This window comes from Amycolatopsis benzoatilytica AK 16/65 (assembly GCF_000383915.1).
Taxonomy (GTDB): Bacteria; Actinomycetota; Actinomycetes; order Mycobacteriales; family Pseudonocardiaceae; genus Amycolatopsis; species Amycolatopsis benzoatilytica.
The window spans coordinates 380,403-403,447 of record NZ_KB912942.1 but is presented as its reverse complement, the minus strand read 5'-3'; the positions used below and the strand labels follow the sequence as shown (position 1 = coordinate 403,447).

Sequence of the window (23,045 nt, the reverse complement as noted above, 5' to 3'; positions counted from 1 at the left end):
TAGGCAACCAGCCGCGGCACCGGCCTTCTCCACCGCGCGCGGTTCAGACCAACCCGGCGGGCAATGCCGGTGCCGCCCAGCCCGGGTCCGGCCGGAAGTCGGTGTGCGTGCCGTCGAACGGAAACAAGCCCCGCTCCGCCCGTCCGCCCACCCGTTCTCCCTCCTCGCGCAGCCGGTCCAGCTGCTCGGTGGTGAGCCGCCCGGCATCGACCGCCGCGGCCGCCTCGTCCTCGTCCTTCCATTGCCAGCCCGCGCCGGGCGTCACCACCAGGTCGAGCACGCCGTCGATCCGGTCCGGCCCGGTCTCGGTGCGACCGCACGGCAATTCGAGGTTCACGTACCAGTCCCGGAACCGGCCGTCCGGCTCGAAGAACCACCACACCGACGACCAGGCGTTCTCCGGAATCAGCCGCAGCGTCGAACTGCCGTGCCAGACGTCCGGCACCGTCACCCGCGGGATGCGGAACCGCTGTTCCAGCGGCGCTTCGCGCAGGGTTCGGCCGTCCGCGAGCTGACTGCCGACGATCGGCGTGCCCACCGGGAGCCAGCCGAGCAGCGACTGGCCGTCGTCCGAGATCACCCGCAGCGGATGGTGCTGGCCGATGCTGCCGTCCGGGCGGAGGAAACGTTCGACCACAGTCTGTCCCGGCGCCCAGTGGTGCTCAGTCATGCGCCCCACGGTATCGGCGAGCGCGCACTCGCAGCACTAGTTCCGCGACCGCGCCGAGGCCGCCCGCGATCAGCACCGCGGACACCGGAACGAACATCGCGGCGACTCCCGCCAGCAGTTCGCCGCCGAAGACCACCGTCTGGTAGGACGGCGGTGCGAATCGCTGCCGAGCCCCGACGAAAGTCGTGAATCCTGCCGGAACCGTCGCCACCACGACGATCACGGTCAGCAATGGCTGCAGCTGTCCGGCGTCCGCCGCGTAGAGCAGGTCACGGAAGGCGGTTCCGGACAAACCGAGCCTAATCGGGCCCAGCTGCAGCAACGCTGCCCCGGTGATCGCGACCGCGACCAGCCCCAGCCCGAGCGCGCGCAGGGTGCTCCGCTCCCCGGGTTCCGGGATCAGGAACGGCAGCATGATCAACGCGGCGACCACGATCGCGGACACGTCCGGCTTCCCGATCCCGCCCGCGTTCGTGACCGGGGCGACCGCCAGGCACATCGCGACCAGCACCGCCGCCGCGAGCAGCAGGACGCCCAGCACCCACTTGACCAGCAGGTCCGGCAACCGCAGGCCGAAGAAATCGGCCGCGATCACGCATACTGCGAACACGGCCGCCGCGAACGCGGAATCGGCGGGGACGACGTACGCGCCAAACGCCTGCGCGAGCACCACTACCTGCGCCAGCCGGACGAAACCGCCGACGCAGCGGTCCGCCACGCCGTCGCCGAGCGCGGGAAGGCGGGCAGTTCCGATCGCGGCCAGGGCGGCGAGCACGACCCCGGCGAGGACCCAGTACCCGGCCCCGGCGGCCGCGGCCGCCAGCGTCACCAGGAGTGATCCCGCGAGACGCACGTCGATCCCCTTCCCCCGTCCGGACGGCTTTGTCATTAGCATGGCTCACGATCGGCCGGGCAGATCGCCCGGCACCACCACCGCGACGTCGCGAGGAGCCAGAAGTGACCGTGCCGAAGCTTGCCCTCTCCGAGAACTCGGACACGGCAGTGGGCAAAACCCGCGCCGATGTCGTCGTGATCGGCACCCTGCAGGGCGAGGACGGCCTTGAGCTCGCCGCCGGCGCCGAGGTCGCCGACGCGGCCTTCGACGGCAAGCTGACCGAGGTGCTCGGCACCCTCGGAGCCAGCGGCAAGGCCGAGGAGATCGTCAAGCTGCCGACGCTGGGCAAGCTGCCCGCGGGCATCGTGCTGGCGGTCGGCCTCGGCAAACAGAACGACGGCGAAGTCACCGCCGAGCAGGTGCGCCGGGCGGCCGGCGCGGCAGCCCGCGCGCTGAGCGGCACCGAGCGGGCGTTCGTCACGCTGTCCGCGCTCGACCTGCAGGCCGCCGCCGAGGGCATCGCGCTCGGCGCGTACGTCTTCACCGAGTACCGCTCCGAGAAGGGCGAGGCCCCGCTGGCGAAGGCGGACCTGGTCAACCCGGCCGAGGGCACCGCGCGCGAGCACAAGGCCACGCTGAAGACGGCGACCATCGTCGCCGAGTCGGTGATCATCACCCGCGACCTGATCAACACGCCGCCGAACGACCTGTTCCCGGCGTCGTTCGCCGACCGGGCAGGCAAGCTCGCCGAGGCGAACAGCCTCGACTTCGAGGTGCTCGACGAGAAGGCGCTCAAGCGCAAGGGCTTCGGCGGCATCCTGGGCGTCGGCGGCGGCTCGTCGCGCCAGCCGCGGCTGCTGCGCGTCGGCTGGAAGCCGGCCAAGCCGCGCAAGAAGGTCGCGCTGGTCGGCAAGGGCATCACGTTCGATTCCGGCGGCATCTCGCTCAAGCCGCCGGCCAACATGGACCACATGACCTCGGACATGTCCGGTGCGGCCGCCGTGCTCGCGTCGGTGGTGCTGGCGGCGAAGCTGAAGCTGCCGGTCGAGGTGACCGCGCACATCCCGCTGGCGGAGAACCTGCCCTCGGGCACCGCCTACCGGCCGGGCGACGTCCTGACCATGTACGGCGGCAAGACCGTCGAAGTCCTCAACACCGACGCCGAAGGCCGGATCGTGCTGGCCGACGCAATCGTGCGGGCCGCCGAAGAGAACCCGGACTACCTGATCGAGACCTCCACGCTGACCGGCGCGCAGGTGGTCGCGCTCGGCAACCGGATCGCCGGCGTGATGGGCTCGGACGAGTTCCGCGACCGCGTCGCCGCCCACATGCAGGCCACCGGCGAGGGCGGCTGGGCGATGCCGCTGCCGGACGAGCTGCGCGCCGACCTCGACTCGCGCCTGGCCGACATCGCGAACGTCACCGGCGCCCGGTGGGCCGGAATGCTCGTCGCGGGCGTCTTCCTGCGCGAGTTCGTCGCCGACGGCCTGCCCTGGGTGCACCTGGACATCGCCGGCCCGTCGTTCAACACCGGCGCGCCGTGGGGCTACACCGGCAAGGGCGGCACCGGCGTCCCGGTCCGCACCATCGCCGCGGTCCTGACGGACATCGCCGAACAGGGCTGAGTTCCGCCACTGCCGAACGTCCGTGAAGGGCCCCCTGCGGGACGTGGGTTCCGTGCGGGGCCCCTTGCGGGACTTGGGTTCCGTGAAGGGCCCCTTGCGGGACTTAGATGCCGTGCGGGACCCCTTGCCGGACTTGGATTCCGTCCGGGGCCCCTTGCCGGACTTAGATTCCCGTAAGGGGCCCCTTGCCGGACTTGGATTCCGTGAAGGGCCCCTTGCCGGACTTGGATTCCGTGAAGGGCCCCTTGCCGGACTCAGATTCCGTGAAGGGCCCCTTGCCGGACTCAGATTCCGTGCGGGGCCCCTTGCCGGACTCAGGTTCCGTGCGGGGCCCCTTGCCGGACTCAGATTCCGTGAAGGGCCCCTTGCCGGACTCAGATTCCGTGAAGGGCCCCTTGCCGGACCTAGATTCCGTGCGGGGCCCCTTGCCGGACTCAGATTCCGTGAAGGGCCCCTTGCCGGACTCAGATTCCGTGCGAGGCCCCTTGCCGGACTCAGATTCCGTGCGAGGCCCCTTGCCGGACTCAGATTCCGTGAAGGGCCCCTTGCCGGACTCAGATTCCGTGAAGGGCCCCTTGCCGGACTTAGATTCCGTGAAGGGCCCCTCACGGACCGGCGGACCGGACCACGGGCCAAACCCCAGCCGCGCAGGGTCGTCTGTGGCATCCTCGCGACCATGCAGCGCGACGAGTATCTCGAGACCGCCGTCCGCGACGTGCTCGTCGCCGACGAGCCAGCCGTCGACCGCCGAATCGCCCACGCCGCGCTGCTCCTCGCCGCCTCCGGCGACGCCGAAGCCGCGGACCGGCTGGTCACGCAATGGCAAGCGATCACCGACCGCCCCGCCTCGGCACTGGCCGACGATGCCTTCCGAGCCCGTGCCTGGGCGATGCTCTTCGAAGCCCGCGGCCACCGTCCACAATGGGCAGACGCGCTACCGCCATTGGACCTGGCCGCGGAAGAGCGTGCCCACAACTCTTTCCTCGCCCGCCGCGTGTCCGATTTGGACGGTCTATTCGACGGCTCGCCGATCGCCGGCATCGTCTCCGAGATCGCCCCGGAACGCTCCGACCCAGTCCGCGACGCCCTCGCCGCCGGAGACCTGGACACCTGGGCCGCGCTGATGGAGAACCACCCCAACCCCGATGTCGCGGCCCTCGCCGCGACCCGTTCGCTGACTGCCCGCCTCGTCGCCGGCGCCGATCCGCTCTACCTGGGCCCGGACTGGCCCGGCCAGTGCGCCGGCGCGTTGATCGCCGCGCTCCGGGAACGCCACCCGACCAGCCCGGCTGCCTGGCCTGAACTCGTCGCGTCGATCGTCCGGCTGCGCGGCCAGCACGCCCCCGCACCGGTTTCTCCAGCCGACCTCGCCGCCGCTGAACAGCGACTGGGCTTCCGGCTGCCCGAGGACTACCGGGAGTTCCTGGCGGTCGCTGACGGCCTGCCCGCCGACGTCGTGTTTCCCCGGCTGCTGCCCGCCCGCGAACTCCGGGCCGAGGGCACCGTGCTGATCGTCGCCGACCCCGCGACGATCCTGCTCGCCCACACCGGCGGCGACTGGCGGACCGTCGAGGTGGACCTGACCTTCGGCAGCACCGCGCACCCTTCGTTCCGAGCGTTGCTGGAGCGGCACTACCGGCTGCTGGAAGCCAGCGCCTGATCAACCGGGAGCAGGCCGGCGGACTCCCGCCGGAACCGCCGCCGAGATCGTCGGACGGCGCGTGGCTCAGCTGCCCGGCCGGCGCTTCTGCCGCTCGGTGTAGTCCCTCATCCGCTGCGGATATCCGACCCGCGCCACCTCGTACACCGGGATCGTGTGCCGGTGGCCGAACCGCAGCGCCGCGTCGAAGCTGCCGATCCGGCGGCGGGTCCATTCGCCGTCGTGCGCGACGAGGACCACAGTGGTGTCGGTCACGGTCGTCTTCGGCTCGACGAACGCCTCCACGCCGCGTCGCGCGGCGGCCCATTCTTCCAGGTAGCGGGTGTCGGCCGAACTGCTCGACCGGCCGCTCCCGGCGCTCGGGCGGCGTCGGCCGCGGCGGCGCAACGAGTCGAAGATCCCCACTCCGACCACCTTTCTCCAGGCGGGTGTCCGATTCCATTATTCCTGGCACCGCGTGTGGCCGGTGTCGGAGAGCCCCTTCGCCCGGCTAGGTCGCAACCCTGATCGGCGTAGTGACAAGATGGCGGTTGTCGCGCGCGCGTTTATACCGGGTGCCGCGGCGACCGAAGCTCCACCCCTATCGCTGCCGAGGAGTTATTGAAGTGAGCGACACCTCCGCCGACCTCGTGATCCTGGGAGGCGGATCGGGCGGCTACGCCGCGGCCTTCCGCGCGGCCGAGCTGGGCCTTTCCGTCACGCTGATCGAGAAGGACAAGCTGGGCGGGACCTGCCTCCACCGGGGCTGCATCCCGACCAAGGCCCTGCTGCACGCCGCCGAGGTCGCCGACGAGGCCCGCGACGCCGAGACGTTCGGCGTCAAGGCCACCTTCGAAGGCATCGACATCGCCGGGGTGAACAAGTACAAGGACGGGATCGTCTCCCGGCTGTACAAGGGCCTGCAGGGCCTCGCCAAGGCGCACAAGGTGAACCTCGTCGAGGGCACCGGCCGGTTCGTCGGCGGCACGACGGTCGAGGTCGAAGGCACCCGCTACACCGGCAAGAACGTCATCCTGGCCACCGGTTCTTACTCGCGCTCGCTGCCCGGCCTCGAGCTCGGCGGCCGCGTCATCGCGAGCGACCAGGCGCTGACGCTGGACTACGTGCCGAAGAAGGTCGTCGTGCTCGGCGGCGGCGTGATCGGCGTGGAGTTCGCCAGCGTGTGGGCCTCCTTCGGGGTCGACGTCACCGTGGTCGAGGCGCTCCCGCGGCTGGTCCCGAACGAGGACGAGTACGCCTCCAAGCAGCTCGAGCGCGCGTTCCGCCGGCGCAAGATCGCCTTCAAGACCGGCGTCCGGTTCACCGGCGCGAAGCAGGACGACAACGGCGTCACCGTGTCGCTGGAGTCCGGCGAGACGCTGGAAGCCGACCTGCTGCTGGTCGCCGTCGGCCGCGGCCCGAACTCGGCGGGCCACGGCTACGAGGAAGCGGGCGTGACCATCGACCGCGGCTTCGTGATCACCGACGAGCGACTGCGCACCAACCTCCCGAACGTCTACGCGGTCGGCGACATCGTGCCGGGCCTGCAGCTCGCGCACCGCGGCTTCCAGCAGGGCATCTTCGTCGCCGAAGAGATCGCCGGGCTGAACCCGCGGGTCATCGACGAGCGCGGCATCCCGCGCGTCACCTACTCGCACCCCGAGGTCGCCTCCGTCGGCCTGACCGAGGCGCAGGCCAAGGAGAAGTACGGCTCGGACGTCACCACGTTCACCTACGACCTCGGCGGCAACGGCAAGAGCCAGATCCTGAAGACCTCCGGCGGCGTGAAGCTGGTGAAGGCCCCGGACGGCCCCGTCGTCGGCGTGCACATGGTCGGCGACCGGGTCGGCGAGCTGATCGGCGAAGCGCAGCTGATCTACAGCTGGGAGGCGTTCCCGGAGGACGTCGCCCCGCTGATCCACGCGCACCCCACCCAGACCGAGGCACTCGGCGAAGCGTTCCTCGCTCTCGCGGGCAAGCCGCTGCACGTGCACAGCTGACGCGCAACCAGCACAATCCAGACCACGTCTTAGCGATCAAGGGAGCCAGCTAACAATGGCCTACTCCGTCACGCTGCCGGAGCTCGGCGAGAGCGTCACCGAGGGCACCGTCACCCGGTGGTTGAAGCAGGAAGGCGACCGGGTCGAGGTCGACGAGCCGTTGCTCGAGATCTCGACCGACAAGGTCGACACCGAGGTACCGTCGCCGGTCGCCGGCACGGTCGTCAAGATCAGCGCCAAGGAGGACGACACCGTCGAGGTCGGCGGCGAACTCGCGGTGATCGACGACGGCACCGGCGGTGTGCCCGCGGCCGCCGCGCCCGCCGCCGCTCCGGAACCGGCCGCCGCGCCGGAACCCGCCGCTGCCGCTCCGGCCGCGGCCGAGCCCGCCGCGGCCCCGGCTGCCCCGGCGGCCCCGGCTTCCGCGCCGGCCGGCTCCGGCACCGAGGTGAAGCTGCCCGAGCTGGGCGAGAGCGTCACCGAGGGCACCGTCACCCGGTGGCTCAAGCAGGTCGGCGAGACCGTCGAGGTGGACGAGCCGCTGCTCGAGATCTCCACCGACAAGGTCGACACCGAGGTCCCGTCGCCGGTCGCCGGCACCGTGCTGGAGATCCGCGCGGGCGAGGACGAGACCGTCGAGGTCGGCGGCGTCCTGGCCGTCATCGGCGACGCGAACGCCGCCCCGGCTGCCGCGCCCGCCGCCCCGGCTCCGGCCCCGGCCGCACCGGCCCCGGCCGCACCGGCGCCCGCGCCTGCCCCGGCTCCGGCAGCGCAGGCTCCGGCTCCCGCCCCGGCGGCTCCGGCCTCCGCTCCGGCGCCGGCCCCCGCTGCCCCGGCTCCGGCCGCGCCCGCCCAGGCCGCTCCGGCCGCCGCGACGGACAACGGTTCGGCCGACGGCCCGTACGTCACCCCGCTGGTGCGCAAGCTCGCCACCGAGCACGGCATCGACCTCGCGTCGCTGACCGGCAGCGGCGTCGGCGGTCGCATCCGCAAGCAGGACGTGCTCGCGGCTGCCGAGGCGAAGCAGAAGGCGGCTCCGGCCCCGGCTGCCGCGGCCCCGGCCGCTCCTGCCGCCGCCGCGGCCCCGGCCGCCCCGAGCGCAGCCGCCGTCTCGCCGGAGGTGGCCGCACTGCGCGGCACCGTCCAGAAGGCGAGCCGGATCCGGCAGATCACCGCCACCAAGACCCGCGAGTCGCTGCAGGTTTCCGCGCAGCTCACGCAGGTGCACGAGGTGGACGTCACCAAGATCGCCAAGCTGCGCCAGCGCGCGAAGGCGGCGTTCAAGGAGCGCGAGGGCGTCAACCTCACGTTCCTGCCGTTCTTCGCCAAGGCGACCGTCGAGGCGCTCAAGCAGCACCCGAACGTCAACGCGTCCTACAACGAGGACACGAAGGAGATCACCTACCACGGCGCCGTGCACTTGGGCATCGCGGTGGACACCGACCGCGGTCTGCTGTCGGTCGTGATCCACGACGCGGGCGAGCTGAGCCTGGCCGGTCTCGCGCACCGCATCGCCGACCTGGCGGCGCGGGCTCGTGCGAACAAGATCAAGCCGGACGAGCTGATCGGCGGCACCTTCACGGTCACGAACATCGGCTCGAACGGGGCCCTGTTCGACACGCCGATCATCGTGCAGCCGCAGTCCGGCATGCTCGGCACCGGCGCGGTCGTGAAGCGCCCGGTCGTGGTGAGCGACGCCGACGGCAACGACACCATCGCGGTCCGGTCGATGGCGTACCTGCCGCTGACCTACGACCACCGCCTGGTCGACGGCGCGGACGCCGGCCGCTTCCTGACCACCGTGAAGCAGCGGCTGGAAGAGGGCAACTTCGAGGACGAACTGGGTCTCTGACCCCGGTAGTCCCCGGCCGACGGCCCCCGCACCCACCCGGTGCGGGGGCCGTCGTCGTTGTCCGCCTTCACTATTCCGTAATTCCGGATTATCGAAGTACGATGGTTCCCGTGCTCACCAGACGAAGCTTGTTCGCGTCGGTCGCAGCCGCGGGGGTCGCCAGTCTCGTCCTGCCCTCGGTTGCACTGGCCGACCCACCGGACCAATCCACTCCGGAAGGCTGGCTCGCCCGCCTCGCCGCCCGGCCCGGCGACGCGGCGGCGATGTTCGCCGACGGCACCGGCAACCACTTGCGCCACCGGCAAGACCAACCGCAGCCGCTCGCGTCCGCGATCAAGGTGGTGCATCTGCTCGCCTACACCACGGCGGTAGCCGAAGGCTGGCTCGACCCCGCCGAACCGGTGCGGGTCGGCGATTGGGGCGCCCGCCACCCCTATCTCGGCGACGGCGGCGCGCACTACCAAGCGTTGAAGCTGCTCGGGATTCCGTGCGACGAGTACGCCGTCGCGAAGGACCCGGACCAGCGGGTGCCGCTGGAGAAGATCGCCGAGGTGATGATTTTCGTCAGCGACAACTCCGCCGCCGACTACCTGCGTGCCCGCCTCGGCGACGCCGCACTGTGCCGAGCCGCGGCCCGCGGCGGCTGGCCGATGCCTGACGTCCGGATGTTCAGCGGAGAAGTGCTTCTGCTCGGGTTCCCCGAATACTGCCCGCCTCCGGGCAGCCCCGTCTCGATCCGCCGCGCCGCAGGAGATGCGCTGTCCAACCGGTTCGCGTACGACCCGTCGTTCCGCGCCGAGGTCATTCCCCGGTTTACCGCGCATCCCCCGACCCCAGCGCAGCAGAACGCCTGGACGCGGGAGACGGGCCGAGGCAGCGCAGAGCAACTGTTCGGACTGCACCGCGCGGTCGCCGCTCGCCGCGACCGGGCCGCGGTCCACGCGCAGCGGATCCTCGGCGCACCGTTGGCAGCACGCAAGCCGCCGGGTTCGAATGCCTTGCTGTACAAGGGCGGCAGCCTGCCTGGCGTGCTGACGCTCGCATTCGACGTGGAGTGGCCGGACCGTCGTCCCGGCAGCGGCACGATCTTGCTCTGGAACGCCACCGGTGCGGACCTGCAGCACGCGCCAGTGTTGATGCAGCTGTGCATCGACGCGCTGGCCCGACCAGCCGCCTTCGCCACGCTGGAGTACGCGCTGGGACACTGAGCGGCATGACCGAAGACCTCGCCGAGCGCGTCGCGGCGCTGGAAAGCCGAATGGCGGCGTTGGAGGGGCGCCCCGCCGATCCGGCCCCGGGCGGTCCGAGCGGGATCGTCGGATATCAGGGCGAGCTGGCTGATCCCGAGCTGAGCTGGCAGATCCGGCTGGCCGTGCCTGCCGTGCTCGGGCTGCCGGACGGCCCGCGCGCCGAGGTGCTGGCCGCGCTGGCGAACCCCGACCGGATCGCGCTGGTCCGGCTGCTCGCCCGCGACGGCGCGCAGACTGGGGCCGCCTTGCAGGAAGCCGCCGAGCTCAGCTCGCCCGGCCGGCTCTACCACCACTTGAAGACGCTCGCCGCGGCCGGTCTGGTCGAGCAGGACCGCCGCGGCAGCTACCGGCTGAAGCCGACCGCCGCGATTCCCGCGCTGGTGCTCCTGACCGCCGCGGCCGACATCGCCGGTCAGCTCCGCCCGGCTGTGCACGAGCCGGGGCGATAGGACACGATCAGAGGCATGCGGGTACTCATCGCGGGCTCGGGCGGGCTCATCGGCGGCGCGCTGACCGAACGGCTGCGCGAATCCGGCCACGACGTACGCCGTCTGGTGCGGCGGACGGCACGGACCGAGGACGAGCGGGGCTGGGATCCGCCGTCCGGGCGCATCGACGACGGCGCGTTCGACGGGGTCGACGCGGTGGTGAACCTGTGCGGTGCGCCGCTTCTGCCCGGCCGATGGAGCGGGATGCGCAAGCAGCAGCTGCTGGACAGCCGGATCGAGCCGACCGAGGTGCTCGCCGAGGCGGTGGCCGAGCACGGCGTCAGCGTGCTGGTGAACGCGTCCGCGGTCGGCTACTACGGCAACACCGGGTCCGCGGTGGTGGACGAGAACGCCAGCGCGGGCAAGGGTTTCCTTGCCGAGATGTGCGTCGCGTGGGAAGGCGCGACGGCCGCCGCGTCCGGCGCGCGAGTGGTTTGCGCGCGCACCGGCCTGGTCCTGGCTCAGAAAGGCGGGCTGCTGGATGTGCTGCGCCCGCTGTTCCGGTTCGCGCTCGGCGGCCGGCTCGGCAACGGCAGCCAGTTCATGCCGTGGATCGCGCTGGAGGACGAAATCGGCGCGCTGCAGCACATTCTGGAGCATGACACCCTCTCCGGCCCGGTCAATCTCACCGGCCCGATCCCGGTCACGAACGCGGAGTTCACCCGCGCGCTCGCCCGTGCCGTGCACCGGCCCGCGCCGTGGTGGGTGCCGGAGATCGCGATGAAGATCGCGCTCGGTCAAGCCGCCGAGGAGATGGCGTTGTTCGGGCAGCGGGCGGTGCCGCGAGCGTTGGAGCGCAGCGGCTACGAGTTCCGCCACCGTACGGTCGACAGCGCGCTGGCCGCGGCGACGTGACGATGCCGCGTGTCCGGTGGGCGGTCACCGGGGTGGTGCTGTTCGGCGCGTTCGTCTGGCTCGGTCTGCTGGTGGACCGGCAGCCGCTGCAGCTCGACCTCGAAGTCGCCACGGCATTGCGCGGCCAGGACACACAGCCGGCCGGACGGGTCGCGGGAATCCTGACGAACGCCTTCGGGCCGGTGCTGCCGTATGTGCTGGCCGTGGTGCTGCTGGTGCTCGTGCTGCGCGACCGGTCGCGGCTATCGCTGTGCGCGCGGCTGGCTGCCGTGCTGGTGCTGTGCCGGTTGACGAGTGTGGTGTTCAAGCCGGTGTTCGAACGGCAGCGGCCCCGGGCGTACCCGGACCTGAGTTATCCGAGCGGGCACGTGGTTTCCGTGGCCGCCACCGGCCTGGTGCTGGTGCTGCTCTGTGCTTGGCTACGGCCGCGGCTGACCCGGTGGGCAGCCTGGGGTTCGGCACTGGCGACGGTGCTGTCCGCGGTGTTCCGGGTGGTGCTCGGCGTGCACTGGGTGACCGACACGGTCGGTGCGGTGCTCGCGGTGGTGGGCGTGGGCCTGGTGTCGGCGACGGCACTGCGGTTGCTGCCCTTCCCCGCGGGGGAAAGGCGTAGCCTCGACGGGTGAGTTCTGCTAACGCTAGCTGCCGTGCCACCGCTGAACCCGTCGCCGTGCGCGAGCTCGGCACCATCGCCTATTCCGAGGCGTGGGAGCTTCAGCGGGAGATCCTCACCGCTCGGGCGGACGACGCCGGACCGGACACCATGCTGCTGCTGGAGCACCCGTCGGTCTACACCGCGGGCAAGCGCACCGAGCCGGAGGACCGGCCCGCCGACGGGACGCCGGTGATCGACGTCGACCGCGGCGGGAAGATCACCTGGCACGGGCCGGGCCAGCTCGTCGGGTACCCGATCCTGAAGCTGGACGACCCGATCGACGTGATGCATTACGTGCGCCGGCTGGAAGAGGCGCTGATCGCGGTGTGCGACCGGTTCGGCGTGCGGACCGGTCGCGTCGAGGGGCGCAGCGGGGTGTGGATCCCGGCGGACGAACGCGGGATCGAGCGGAAGATCGCCGCTATCGGGATCCGGGTGCAGCGCGGGGTCACCATGCACGGGTTCGAGCTGAACTGCAACGCGGACCTGTCGGCGTTCGACAACATCGTGCCGTGCGGGATCCGGGACGCCGGGGTCACGTCGCTGTCGTACGAGCTGCAGCGGGATGTCCCGGTGGCGGAAGTGCTGCCGCTGACGCGGGAACTGGTGCTGGCGGCGCTGGAAGGCGAACTGCCGGTGAGCGACGACCGCTGGCTGCCGCGCCCGGAGGCGCCCCAGGCCCCCGGCGTGACGTTCGCCCTGCAGAACTGACCACCTGCTGTCCGTGAAGGGAACATTGAGGGACTCAGAGTCCCTCAATGTTCCCTTCACAGCACTTGGCCGGGGGGTCAGTCCAGCTGCGGCGCGACCTCGGCCGCGACGAACTCGATCTGGTCCAGGTCGGAAAGATCCAGCAACTGCAGGTACAGCCGGGTGATCCCGGTCTTCTCCCGCCACTGCCCGATCCGGTCGACGACCTCCGCGGCGGTGCCGGCCAGGCCGTTCGCACGCAGTTCCGCCGGTTCCCGGCCGATCTTCGCGGCACGGCGCGACACTTCGGCGTCGTCCCGTCCGGCCGCGACCACGAGGGCGACCGAGCGGAGGATCTCCTTCGGGTCGCGGCCGATGGCCTCGGCGGCGGCATCGACGCGTTCGAACTGTTCGCGGGCGAACTGGGCGTCCACGAACGGGAGATTGAACTCGTCCGCGTACTCGGCGGCCAGCGCGGGGGTGCGCTTCTTGCCGCCGCCGCCGATGATGACCGGCGGGGCCGGCGACTGGGCGGGCTTCGGCAGGGCGGGCGAATCGGTCAGGGTGTAGTACTCGCCGGCGTAAGAGAATGTTTCGCCGGCCGGCGCGCGCCACAGGCCGGTGATCACCGCGAGCTGTTCGGCGTAGCGGTCGAAGCGTTCCTTCAGCGGCGGCAGGGTGAGGCCGTACGCCGCGTGCTCGTCGTCGTACCAGCCGGAGCCCAGACCGAATTCCACGCGGCCACCGGACATCTGGTCCACCTGCGCGACTGAGATCGCGAGCGGGCCGGGGTGGCGGAACGTGGCCGCGGTGACCAAAGTGCCCAACCGGATCCGCTCGGTTTCGCGGGCCAGGCCGGCCAGGGTGATCCAGGCGTCGGTGGGGCCGGGCAGGCCGTCCGCGTCGCCCATCTTGAGGTAGTGGTCGCTGCGGAAGAACGCGTCATATCCGGCGGCTTCGGTGGCCCGCGCGACTCGCAGCAGGTCGTCGTAGCTCGCGCCCTGCTGGGGCTCGGTGAAGATCCTCAAGTCCATGGCCGCCAGCCTAACCGCGTCGCGATCACCCCGCGGCGGGCTGCTCCTGCTGGCCCGGCCGGCGCAGCCGCGTCAGCATCCGCGTGATGACGTCCTCGATCTCGGCCCCGACCTTCTTCGGGTCGGGCGCGCCGGCGATTTCGGTGGCCGCGCTCGACAGGGCGCCGAACAGCAGCCGGGCGGTCAGGTCGACCGGCACCGGCTCCACCTCGCCCGCGTCCACGAGCAGTTGCAGGCCGGACCGGACGAGCCCGAAGCTGGAGCGCTCCTCGGCCTCGCGCCAGCGTTCCCAGCCCATCACCACCGGGCCTTCGTGGATGGCGATCCGCTGGTACGACGGGTCGAGGCAGCTGCGGATGAACGCCTGCAGCCCGCTCATCGCCCGCTCCCACGGCGCGCCCTGTCCGGTCATGATGGTGTGCAACCGGTCGTAGACCAGGCTTTCCACTTGCTCGAACGCGGCTTCGAACAACGCCTGTTTGCCACTGAAATGGTGGTACAGCGCGCCTTTCGTGACCCGGGCACGCTTGGCGACCTCGTCGAGCGACGTGCCCGCGTATCCGCGTTTGGTGAACAGTTCGACCGCGCTGTCCACCAGGGCGGATCGGGTCGACTCGGAGTAGTCGAGTCGTCGGGACCTCATTGTCGGCACGCTCACAACCTTACGCCGGGCCCCGCCGGACCGTACCCGTGGTATGTTGGACCCCGTCAGGTCCGTACCGGGAGTATGCCGCAGACCGGCAGTATGGCCCGGATCACGGAAGGGGAGCCACATCATGAGCTGGACCGACTTCTACCGGCGCCGAGAGATCCTCGAGGCCACTGTCCGCCAGGCCCGCCGCGCTCCCGATGCGCCGTTGGAACTGGACGAAATCCCGGGTGCCGCCGACGAGTTCGGCACCGAAGAGAACCTGCTGCTGGCGTTGCAGTACAAGTGGTCACAGCTGCTTAGCGGCTACCTGCGCGCCGAGTTCGCCGATCCCGACGAAGCCGACGACGCGGGCGACCAGGTCGACGCCGTCACCCGGGCATGGCGGCAAGCGCAGCACGACCACGAAGACCTCCGGGCAGTCCTGGACGGCGCGCTGACGCGCTGCCCGGCCCTGGAACCGTTGCACCGTATCGAATTGCACACGCTGGCGCTGACCGCCGGCCTCGCCGAGCCGCACGAACCGGCCGACGAGATCGTCAAGGTCGGCCGGGCACTGGAGGCCCTGCTGCGGGCCGGCGACGCCGCTCCGGCACGCCGACGCGGCCCCGTCGGGCATCTCTTGCGCCTGCTCGCGCCCAGCGCGTGATTAGCTGACCCGATGAGCGAACGCTGGACCGAGGACCGGATCGCCGTCCAAAGCGGCCGCACCGTCTTGATCACTGGCGCGAATTCCGGCCTCGGCCTGCGTTCGGCAGGCGTTCTCGCCGCCCGCGGCTGCCGGGTCCTGCTCGGCTGCCGCTCGCCGGAACGCGGAGCGGCCGCCCTCGACTCCGTCCGCGAGTCCGCGTCGGGCCCCGAGCCAGTGCTCGTCCAGCTGGACCTCGCCGATCTGGCGTCGGTCCGCTCCGCGGCCGCGAAGGTGCGTGAGCTGACTGGCGACGCGCTGGACGTGCTCATGAACAACGCCGGCGTGATGGCGACCGCGCACGGCCGCACCGCCGACGGCTTCGAACTGCAGTTCGGCACCAACCACCTCGGCCACGCGGCACTCACCTGGTTGCTGATGCCCGCCCTGCGCGGCGCGCCGGCGGCTCGCGTGGTGACGCTGTCGAGCCTCGCCGCGACCGGCGCGCGGCTGCACTTGGCCGACCCGAACGCCGAACACCGCCGATACCACCCGAGCGCCGCATACGGCCAGGCGAAGCTGGCCAACCAGATCTTCGGCATCGAACTGGACCGCCGCCTGCGCGCGGAGGGCTCGACCGTGCTGAGCGTGCTCGCGCATCCCGGGTACAGCTCGACTGGGTTGACGGCCAACATGGCCAGCTCGTACCAGAACGCGCTCGTCCGCGGAGTGATTCGGGAAACCGGCAAGCTGGGCGGGATGTTGTTCGCCCAGCGCGTCGAGTTCGGCGCGCTGCCGCAGCTGTACGCGGCGACCGCACCGGACGTCGAGGGCGGCGACTACATCGGACCGGACCGGTTCTTCGGAATGCGCGGCCAGCCGACCAAGGTGCGGACGCTCGCCGCGGCCCGGGACCCGCACGCCGGAGCCGGGCTGTGGGACCTGACCGCGGAACTGACCAAGGTCACGCCCGACCCGAGCTGACGACCCGCGCCGATCGTCAACCCGCCCGCGACCGATCCGTGCGGTCCGGTGCCGCGGATCCAGGACCTCCCGGCACGGCGGCGCCGACGATCAGCTCGCCGGAAACCCCCGGCGTAGGGTGGAGCCCGTGAGTGCTTCGCCGGAAGGGCGCAAACTGTTGCGGCTTGAGGTTCGCAACAGTGAGACGCCGATTGAGAAGAAGCCGTCGTGGATCAAGACGCGGGTGCGGATGGGGCCGGAGTTCACTGAGCTGAAGGGTTTGGTGAAGCGGGAGGGTCTGCACACGGTTTGCGAGGAAGCGGGGTGTCCCAACATTTACGAGTGTTGGGAGGATCGGGAAGCGACGTTTTTGATCGGTGGGGATCAGTGCACGCGGCGGTGTGATTTCTGTCAGATCGACACGGGCAAGCCGGCGGCGTTGGACCGCGCGGAGCCGCGGAAGGTCGCGGAGTCGGTGCGGGCGATGGGGTTGCGGTACTCGACGGTCACGGGGGTGGCTCGGGACGATCTGGCCGACGGTGGTGCGTGGCTGTATGCGGAGACGGTGCGCCGGATCCACGAGTTGAACCCGGGCACGGGTGTGGAGCTGCTGATCCCGGATTTCAATGCGGAGCAGGGTCGGCTGGCTGAGGTGTTCGGGTCGGGTCCGGAGGTGTTGGCGCACAACGTGGAGACGGTGCCGCGGGTTTTCAAGCGGATCCGTCCGGGGTTCCGGTATGCGCGGTCGCTGGAGGTGATCACGCGGGCGCGGGCGGCGGGGCTGGTGACGAAGTCGAACCTGATTCTGGGGATGGGGGAGACTCCGGACGAGGTCGGTGTCGCGTTGCGGGAGTTGTTCGACGCGGGGTGCGAGATCGTCACGATCACGCAGTATTTGCGGCCCTCGCCGCGGCATCATCCGGTGGACCGCTGGGTGAAGCCGGAGGAGTTCGTGGAGCATGCGAAGACCGCGGAGGCGATCGGGTTCCCGGGGGTGATGGCGGGTCCGTTGGTGCGGTCGTCGTATCGGGCGGGCCGGTTGTACGCGCAGACGAAGGCGCACCGGGGCGAGGAACTGCCGGAGAACCTGGCCCACCTGACCGCCGAAGGACCAGCGGCACAAGAAGCCAGCAGCCTGCTGTCTCGCTGAACCCACCCGTACCGAAGGGCCCCCATCGGGGGCCCTTCGTCGTTTCCGGAGGTGGCAGCCGATTCCAAAGAGTCAGTAAAGTGCAGTTGTGGCTTTGGTAACGGATCTTCTCGACTGGCTGCAGGCACTCCCTCAGCCGGGACTGGTAGCGGCGGCCGGCGGACTCGTCTTCGCCGAATGCACGATCGGGCTGGGCTTCGTCGCTCCTGGCGAGTCGGGATTGCTGATCGCGGCGACAACGGCGACGTCCATGCCCCGCTTCCTGACCCTCTGGGTCGTCGTGACGGCGTGCGCCGCACTGGGCGATTCGGTCGGGTACGCGCTCGGCCGCAAGTTCGGGCCGAGATTGCGGGAGACGAAGCTGGTCCGCAAGTACGGCCTGGAGGCCTGGGACCGCGCCACCGGCGTACTGGAACGGCGAGGCGCGTGGGCGGTCTTCTTCGCCCGATTCCTGCCGGTGCTGCGCACGCTGACGCCGGCCGCCGCCGGAGCGTCGAACCTGCCGTTCCGGAAGTTCCTGCCCGCGACCACAGCCGGGGCGCTTTGCTGGTCGCTGGTGCACCTCAGCCTCGGCGCGGCGCTCGGGGAAGCGGCCAAGAAGGTGGAAAGCGCGATGAACACCGGATTCCTGGTGGTCGCGGCGGTGATCGTCGGCGTGCTGGTGTTCTTCTTGCTGCGGCTGAAGAAACGGAAGACCCTCGGCGTCCGGGACTGATCTCACCCTCCTGGGAACGGATCCGCTCACTAGATTCGAGCTATGCAGGCACTAGATCTCCCGAAGCCGACCGCTTTCGTCCTGGGCGGCGGCGGCAGTCTCGGAGCGCTGCAAGTCGGCATGCTGCAAGCGCTGGACGAGGCGGGTCTGACCCCGGACCTGGTGGTCGGCACGTCCGTCGGCTCGCTGAACGCAGCGGTGCTGGCCTTGCCCGGCGACGACCGGCTGACTCGGCTCCGCCGCATCTGGGCACACATGACCAAGGCCGAAGCGTTCCCAGGCGGAGTCTTCAGCCAGGTCCGGACGCTGCGGCACAGCAAAACCCACCTCTTCCCGAACACCGGCCTGGCGAAAATCATCGACGACCACCTGGGTCTCGGCTGCCGATTCGAGGACCTGGCGCTGCCGCTGGGCGTGGTCACCACCGACGTGGACACCGCCGAACCGGTTTTGCTGCGATCCGGCCCGCTGCAAGCCCCGCTGCTCGCGAGCTGCGCGATCCCCGGCATTTACCCGCCAGTCCCGCACGAGGACAAGCTGCTTTACGACGGCGGCCTGGTCGCGAACGTGCCGATGCGACAGGCGCTGCAGATGGGCGCGCGCTCACTGGTGGTCCTGGACTGCGCGTTCCCCGGCAAAATGCCCGGCGCGCCCCGGACGTTCGCCGAGGTGATGATGTTCACCGCGATGATCAGCATGCGGAATCAGGCGGTGCTGGAAGCGCCGGCGGCCGCGAAGAGGGTCCCGGTGGTCTACCTGCCCGGACCGGCTCCAGTGCAGGTGAGCCCATTGGACTTCACCCGCACCGACGAATTGGCCGCGCAGGCGTACGAGTCGGCCAGGGGGCATTTGAAGGAGCTCTCCGTGGACGGTCCGGGCTTGTACGGTGCGCCCGGATTGTTGCGGCCTGTCGACAATTGAGCCTCCGCTCGGGTTCGGGTCAGTGGACTGAATGCGGTGGCGCCCTGGCTTTCCGCTGACCTGCGCCGCTTTGCCTCGCTTCTGCCCGACCGGCGCACTCGTCCGCGACCGCTTCCGGCCTGTGCTTCCCCGACCTGGCCGAGGTGCACCGACTACCGTCCGCTGCCGCGCCCGGCTGGTTCACCCGTCAAGTCCGCGCCGTCTCGTCCGGTTGGACTCGCCCGCCCGCACACCGCACCGGCCAACCTCGTCGAACTCCATCCGCGCCCCGACCACTCAGCCGCCCCCACCGCAACCGGAGCCCCCGCCATTCGCCCCGATTCACCTCGCCAAACTCCGCTTCGCTCATCCGCACTCGGCATTACCGCACTTCGGCACGATGCGCGTTCATCCGCCGGTCGCCGAAATCGAGAATGGTGATCCACGTCACCCCAATGCACCCATCCGCCAGTCGGAGCGTCTTCCCTATCGCGTAGTTTTGCAGTTGAACCCTGCCGGTCCGCAATACTCACAAAAGAGACATAATGTTCCCGAAGAAGACTTTCTTTCCGGTCGCCGGAATTCTCGCGGCGACCCTGCTGCTTTCGGCCTGTTCCTCCGGGGACGGCGGCGGCAGCCCCGCCGCGCCGGGCGCGGCGGACGGGTCGAGCCAGGCCGCGACGCCCGCATCGGTGTCGATCGAGCCGGCCAACGCGTCCGGGATCAGCCCGAGCACGCCGATCGTCGTGAAGGCGGCGAACGGGAAGCTCACCGCGGTCACCGTCACGAGCGCCAAGGGCAAGACGGTCGCCGGCGAGTTCTCCTCGGACAAGCTCAGCTGGACCTCCACCGAGGTGCTCGGCTACGGCGGCACGTATCAGGTGAAGGCCGACGCCCAGGGCGCGGACGGCAAGCCGGTCGAGAAGACCAGCCAGGTCACCACGCTGACGCCGACGAAGCAGGCGAACGCGAACCTGATCCCGGCTCCGGGCGCGGTCAAGGCCACCGGCGTCGGCGTGGGCCAGCCGATCGTGTTCAGCTTCGGCGTCCCGGTGAAGAACAAGGCGGCGGTGGAGAAGGCGCTCACCGTCGAGTCCTCGCCGAAGCAGGAAGGCAGCTGGTACTGGATGGACGACAAGAACGTCCACTACCGGCCGAAGGAATACTGGAAGCCGGGCACCACGCTCACCGTGACCGCGAAGATCTACGGCGTCGACTTCGGCAACGGCGTCTACGGATCGGACGATCGCACCGAAACGTACAAGGTGCACGATTCGTGGATCGCGAAGGCCGACGGCAACAGCGAACAGATGCAGATCTTCCACAACGGCTCGATGGTGAAGTCCATGCCGATCTCGATGGGCAAGGACTCCACCCCGACGCACCTCGGCCCGCACGTCATCTCCGACAAGCAGGCGAACTACACGATGGACTCCTGCACGTACGGCGTCTGCCCGCCGGACCCGAAGGCGTACCGCTCGAACGAGAAGTGGTCCGAGCGCATCTCGAACGACGGTGAGTTCGTCCACGAGAACCCGAACAGCGTCGGACAGCAGGGCAACTCGAACGTCTCGCACGGCTGCATCAACCTGAACGCCGACAACGCCCAGTGGTTCTTCCAGAACTTCGGACTCGGAGACGTCGTGGAGGTGACCAACTCGGGCGGCCCGCAGCTCCCGGTCTGGGACCTTTACGGCGACTGGTCCAAGTCGTGGGCCGACTGGCAGAAGGGCTCGGCCCAGTAAGTCTCCCGCCCGGCCCAGCGCCGGGATGCGGACCGGGTTCGGATCGGAAAGGGTGCCGGAGCTTCGTGCTCCGGCACCTTTTTTGTCGCTGTCGCTTCGCGAACGGGGTTCTCCCGTGGTGAGTGGGCACGCAGCCAGCCTCAACCGGGAGTGAGCCGCGAGCGAGACGGGCAGCGGTGGTTCGTTCGGAAGCAAGTGCGGCTGCGGGGGCGGACAAGCACGACCGACGCCGGGTCTTGTTACAACGCGCAGGCCGCACGGCCCGCAGGTGACTAGTCAATCTCAGGGCGATGCGGATCCCCGGGCCGTTCCGGAGAGCGGCGTAGCGGAGGAGTATTCGGCCGCTCTCGGTCTCGGTCTCGGTCTGGGTCTCCGAGCAGGTCCCCGTTGTCTCCGGTTGTCTCCGGCTAGGTCCCCGGTCACGAGCCGCGCCCGGCCATATGACGAAGGCCCGGTCCCCTGTGGGGCCGGGCCTGGTTTTTCTTCGGGGTGCGGGAGTGGTGCCGGCTGGATGATCCCGGTCGTTGCAGGTCGGGTCCGTGCTGTCGGGCGGCGGCGGCCTGCCGGGTTCGCGCTGTCCGGCAGCGGTGCCCGTCTGGGTTCGCGCTGTCCGGCCGCGGTGCCCGTCCGGGTTCGCGCTGTCGGGCAGCGGTGCCGGTCGGGTTCGCGGTGTCGGGCAGCGGTGCCCGTCCGGGTTCGTGCTGTCGGGCGGCGGTGCCGGTCGGGTTCGTGCGGCCGGGCGGCGGCGCGGGGTGGCTGGTGCCGCCCGCGTCGCCGGGCTTGCACCGCCGGGGTTCCGCTCCCCCGCCGGCGACGAGCGCTGACGGTCGCGACGGCTGTCGCGTGGATGCGAGGCCGCGGCTGCGGTCCCGAACACGGCCGGTTCCGCGGGACCGGCCGTGTCCGGACATGAAAAAGGGCTGGGCCCCGGGAGAACCTGTGGGGTTCTCGACCGGGGCCCAGTCTCTGGTTGAGTTCGGCGGTGTCCTACTCTCCCACAACCCTTCGGTTGCAGTACCATCGGCGCAATCAGGCTTAGCTTCCGGGTTCGGAATGGGACCGGGCGTTTCCCTGACGCTAAAACCACCGAAACACTCCGAAACAACACACACCCGCCACCCCTCAGGGCGGCAGCCGGTGTGGTGTTTCAGAACCGTAGAGTGGATGCGCAACATCTTCGTAGGCAAGTCCTCGGCCTATTAGTACCAGTCGACTCGACAACACATTACTGTGCTTCCATCTCTGGCCTATCAACCCAATCGTCTCTTGGGGGCCTTAACCCACAAAGGGGTGGGATACCTCATCTTGGAACAGGCTTCCCGCTTAGATGCCTTCAGCGGTTATCCCTTCCGAACATAGCCAACCAGCCATGCCACTGGCGTGACAACTGGCACACCAGAGGTCCGTCCGTCCCGGTCCTCTCGTACTAGGGACAGCCTTCCTCAAGTATCCTGCGCGCGCGGCGGATAGGGACCGAACTGTCTCACGACGTTCTAAACCCAGCTCGCGTGCCGCTTTAATGGGCGAACAGCCCAACCCTTGGGACCTACTCCGGCCCCAGGATGCGACGAGCCGACATCGAGGTGCCAAACCATGCCGTCGATATGGACTCTTGGGCAAGATCAGCCTGTTATCCCCGGGGTACCTTTTATCCGTTGAGCGACACCCCTTCCACCAGGAGGTGCCGGATCACTAGTCCCGACTTTCGTCCCTGCTCGACATGTCTGTCTCACAGTCAAGCTCCCTTGTGCACTTGCACTCGACACCTGATTGCCAACCAGGCTGAGGGAACCTTTGGGCGCCTCCGTTACTCTTTAGGAGGCAACCGCCCCAGTTAAACTACCCATCAGGCACTGTCCCTGAACCGGATCACGGTCCGAGGTTCAGATTCCCAATCCGACCAGAGTGGTATTTCAACAACGACTCCACCCGAACTAGCGTCCGAGCTTCACAGTCTCCCACCTATCCTACACAAGCCGAACCGAAAACCAATACCAAACTATAGTAAAGGTCCCGGGGTCTTTCCGTCCTGCCGCGCGTAACGAGCATCTTTACTCGTAATGCAATTTCGCCGGGCCTGTGGTCGAGACAGCCGGAAAGTCGTTACGCCATTCGTGCAGGTCGGAACTTACCCGACAAGGAATTTCGCTACCTTAGGATGGTTATAGTTACCACCGCCGTTTACTGGCGCTTAAATTCTCAGCTTCACCCCCGAAGGAGTTAACCGGTCCTCTTAACGTTCCAGCACCGGGCAGGCGTCAGTCCATATACATCGTCTTGCGACTTCGCATGGACCTGTGTTTTTAGTAAACAGTCGCTTTCCGCTGGTCTCTGCGGCCAACCACAGCTCCACCCGCAAAGGGGTATCACCGCGCTTGGCCCCCCTTCTCCCGAAGTTACGGGGGCATTTTGCCGAGTTCCTTAACCACAGTTCACCCGATCGCCTTGGTATTCTCTACCTGACCACCTGTGTTGGTTTGGGGTACGGGCCGTGCATGCACTCACTAGAGGCTTTTCTCGACAGCATAGGATCACTCGCTTCACCTCAAACGGCTACGCATCACGTCTCAGCCTAGTGCCAGGCGGATTTGCCTACCTGNCGGCCTACACGCTTACACCAGTACTACCACTCACTGGCGGAGCTGCCTTCCTGCGTCACCCCATCGCTTGACTACTACGGAATCAGGTCCCACGCTCCACAC

General features: G+C 69.4%; 20 protein-coding genes and 2 rRNA genes (1 of these 22 only partly in view). 15 read left to right on the top strand and 7 right to left on the bottom strand.

The annotated features are described in order from the left end of the window. Window positions 1-43: 43 nt before the first annotated feature. Together AMYBE_RS0101875 and AMYBE_RS0101870 are read right to left on the bottom strand one after the other, a co-directional pair. Window positions 44-670 (bottom strand): ribonuclease FAU-1 family protein, encoded by a 627-nt coding sequence (locus AMYBE_RS0101875; protein ID WP_027927289.1) that lies wholly within the window; start codon window positions 668-670, stop codon window positions 44-46. Then, on the bottom strand, window positions 663-1,523 hold the full coding sequence (locus tag AMYBE_RS0101870) for a hypothetical protein (RefSeq protein WP_027927288.1): 861 nt from the start codon (window positions 1,521-1,523) through the stop codon (window positions 663-665). The genes AMYBE_RS0101875 and AMYBE_RS0101870 overlap by 8 nt, the downstream gene beginning before the upstream one ends. Window positions 1,524-1,627: 104 nt before the next feature. Between AMYBE_RS0101870 and AMYBE_RS0101865 the strand changes: the two genes are divergently transcribed. Both AMYBE_RS0101865 and AMYBE_RS0101860 read left to right on the top strand, forming a co-directional pair. Next, window positions 1,628-3,130, top strand: coding sequence for a leucyl aminopeptidase (locus AMYBE_RS0101865; RefSeq protein ID WP_020657628.1), 1,503 nt, complete (start codon window positions 1,628-1,630; stop codon window positions 3,128-3,130). Between the two features lie 676 nt (window positions 3,131-3,806). Beyond that, window positions 3,807-4,790, top strand: a complete 984-nt coding sequence (locus tag AMYBE_RS0101860; RefSeq protein ID WP_027927287.1) for an SMI1/KNR4 family protein — start codon at window positions 3,807-3,809, stop codon at window positions 4,788-4,790. A gap of 66 nt (window positions 4,791-4,856) precedes the next feature. Here the strand turns inward: AMYBE_RS0101860 and AMYBE_RS0101855 are convergent, their stop codons facing one another. Next, window positions 4,857-5,204, bottom strand: a complete 348-nt coding sequence (locus tag AMYBE_RS0101855) for a hypothetical protein (RefSeq protein ID WP_020657625.1) — start codon at window positions 5,202-5,204, stop codon at window positions 4,857-4,859. Between the two features lie 191 nt (window positions 5,205-5,395). Between AMYBE_RS0101855 and lpdA the strand changes: the two genes are divergently transcribed. The 7 genes from lpdA to lipB all read left to right on the top strand — a co-directional run bounded on the left by lpdA (window position 5,396) and on the right by lipB (window position 12,580). Beyond that, window positions 5,396-6,769, top strand: coding sequence for a dihydrolipoyl dehydrogenase (gene lpdA, locus AMYBE_RS0101850; RefSeq protein WP_020657624.1), 1,374 nt, complete (start codon window positions 5,396-5,398; stop codon window positions 6,767-6,769). 55 nt (window positions 6,770-6,824) lie between these two features. Next, entirely contained in the window at window positions 6,825-8,621 is a 1,797-nt protein-coding gene (sucB, locus tag AMYBE_RS0101845; RefSeq protein WP_020657623.1) for a 2-oxoglutarate dehydrogenase, E2 component, dihydrolipoamide succinyltransferase, read from the top strand. A 101-nt stretch (window positions 8,622-8,722) separates the two neighbouring features. Beyond that, window positions 8,723-9,829: a serine hydrolase gene (locus AMYBE_RS0101840; RefSeq protein ID WP_020657622.1), complete on the top strand. Its 1,107-nt coding sequence runs from the start codon at window positions 8,723-8,725 to the stop codon at window positions 9,827-9,829. Window positions 9,830-9,834: 5 nt separating this feature from the next. Further along, window positions 9,835-10,320: an ArsR/SmtB family transcription factor gene (locus tag AMYBE_RS0101835; protein WP_020657621.1), complete on the top strand. Its 486-nt coding sequence runs from the start codon at window positions 9,835-9,837 to the stop codon at window positions 10,318-10,320. A 15-nt stretch (window positions 10,321-10,335) separates the two neighbouring features. Beyond that, a complete protein-coding gene (locus AMYBE_RS0101830; protein WP_020657620.1) occupies window positions 10,336-11,214 on the top strand; it encodes a TIGR01777 family oxidoreductase in 879 nt (292 codons plus the stop codon). Between the two features lie 2 nt (window positions 11,215-11,216). Then, on the top strand, window positions 11,217-11,840 hold the full coding sequence (locus tag AMYBE_RS0101825) for a phosphatase PAP2 family protein (RefSeq protein WP_154676443.1): 624 nt from the start codon (window positions 11,217-11,219) through the stop codon (window positions 11,838-11,840). Further along, window positions 11,837-12,580: a lipoyl(octanoyl) transferase LipB gene (lipB, locus tag AMYBE_RS0101820; RefSeq protein WP_027927286.1), complete on the top strand. Its 744-nt coding sequence runs from the start codon at window positions 11,837-11,839 to the stop codon at window positions 12,578-12,580. Before AMYBE_RS0101825 ends, lipB begins: the two co-directional genes overlap by 4 nt. 77 nt (window positions 12,581-12,657) lie before the next feature. On the opposite strand, the gene AMYBE_RS0101815 is transcribed toward lipB, so the two are convergent. Continuing rightward, entirely contained in the window at window positions 12,658-13,593 is a 936-nt protein-coding gene (locus AMYBE_RS0101815; RefSeq protein WP_020657617.1) for an LLM class F420-dependent oxidoreductase, read from the bottom strand. Between the two features lie 25 nt (window positions 13,594-13,618). Further along, complete coding sequence (locus tag AMYBE_RS0101810) at window positions 13,619-14,236, bottom strand: TetR/AcrR family transcriptional regulator (protein ID WP_027927285.1); 618 nt, start codon at window positions 14,234-14,236, stop codon at window positions 13,619-13,621. A 133-nt stretch (window positions 14,237-14,369) separates the two neighbouring features. Between AMYBE_RS0101810 and AMYBE_RS0101805 the strand changes: the two genes are divergently transcribed. The 6 genes from AMYBE_RS0101805 (at window position 14,370) to AMYBE_RS0101780 (ending at window position 20,343) form a co-directional block, all read left to right on the top strand. Continuing rightward, window positions 14,370-14,891: a hypothetical protein gene (locus tag AMYBE_RS0101805; protein WP_020657615.1), complete on the top strand. Its 522-nt coding sequence runs from the start codon at window positions 14,370-14,372 to the stop codon at window positions 14,889-14,891. 12 nt (window positions 14,892-14,903) lie between these two features. Further along, window positions 14,904-15,854: an oxidoreductase gene (locus AMYBE_RS0101800; RefSeq protein ID WP_020657614.1), complete on the top strand. Its 951-nt coding sequence runs from the start codon at window positions 14,904-14,906 to the stop codon at window positions 15,852-15,854. Window positions 15,855-15,981: 127 nt separating this feature from the next. Then, the gene (gene lipA / locus AMYBE_RS0101795) at window positions 15,982-16,983 is read left to right on the top strand and encodes a lipoyl synthase (protein ID WP_027927284.1); all 1,002 of its coding nucleotides are present in this window, start codon (window positions 15,982-15,984) and stop codon (window positions 16,981-16,983) included. A gap of 88 nt (window positions 16,984-17,071) precedes the next feature. Further along, window positions 17,072-17,698, top strand: coding sequence for a DedA family protein (locus tag AMYBE_RS0101790; protein WP_020657612.1), 627 nt, complete (start codon window positions 17,072-17,074; stop codon window positions 17,696-17,698). A 42-nt stretch (window positions 17,699-17,740) separates the two neighbouring features. After that, the gene (locus AMYBE_RS0101785) at window positions 17,741-18,619 is read left to right on the top strand and encodes a patatin-like phospholipase family protein (protein ID WP_020657611.1); all 879 of its coding nucleotides are present in this window, start codon (window positions 17,741-17,743) and stop codon (window positions 18,617-18,619) included. Between the two features lie 524 nt (window positions 18,620-19,143). Continuing rightward, window positions 19,144-20,343 (top strand): L,D-transpeptidase family protein, encoded by a 1,200-nt coding sequence (locus AMYBE_RS0101780; RefSeq protein WP_027927283.1) that lies wholly within the window; start codon window positions 19,144-19,146, stop codon window positions 20,341-20,343. Between the two features lie 974 nt (window positions 20,344-21,317). Here the strand turns inward: AMYBE_RS0101780 and rrf are convergent. Next, window positions 21,318-21,434: ribosomal RNA gene (gene rrf, locus AMYBE_RS0101775) — 5S ribosomal RNA — on the bottom strand. A gap of 88 nt (window positions 21,435-21,522) precedes the next feature. After that, a 23S ribosomal RNA gene (locus tag AMYBE_RS0101770) occupies window positions 21,523-23,045 on the bottom strand; it runs 1,602 nt beyond the window's last position.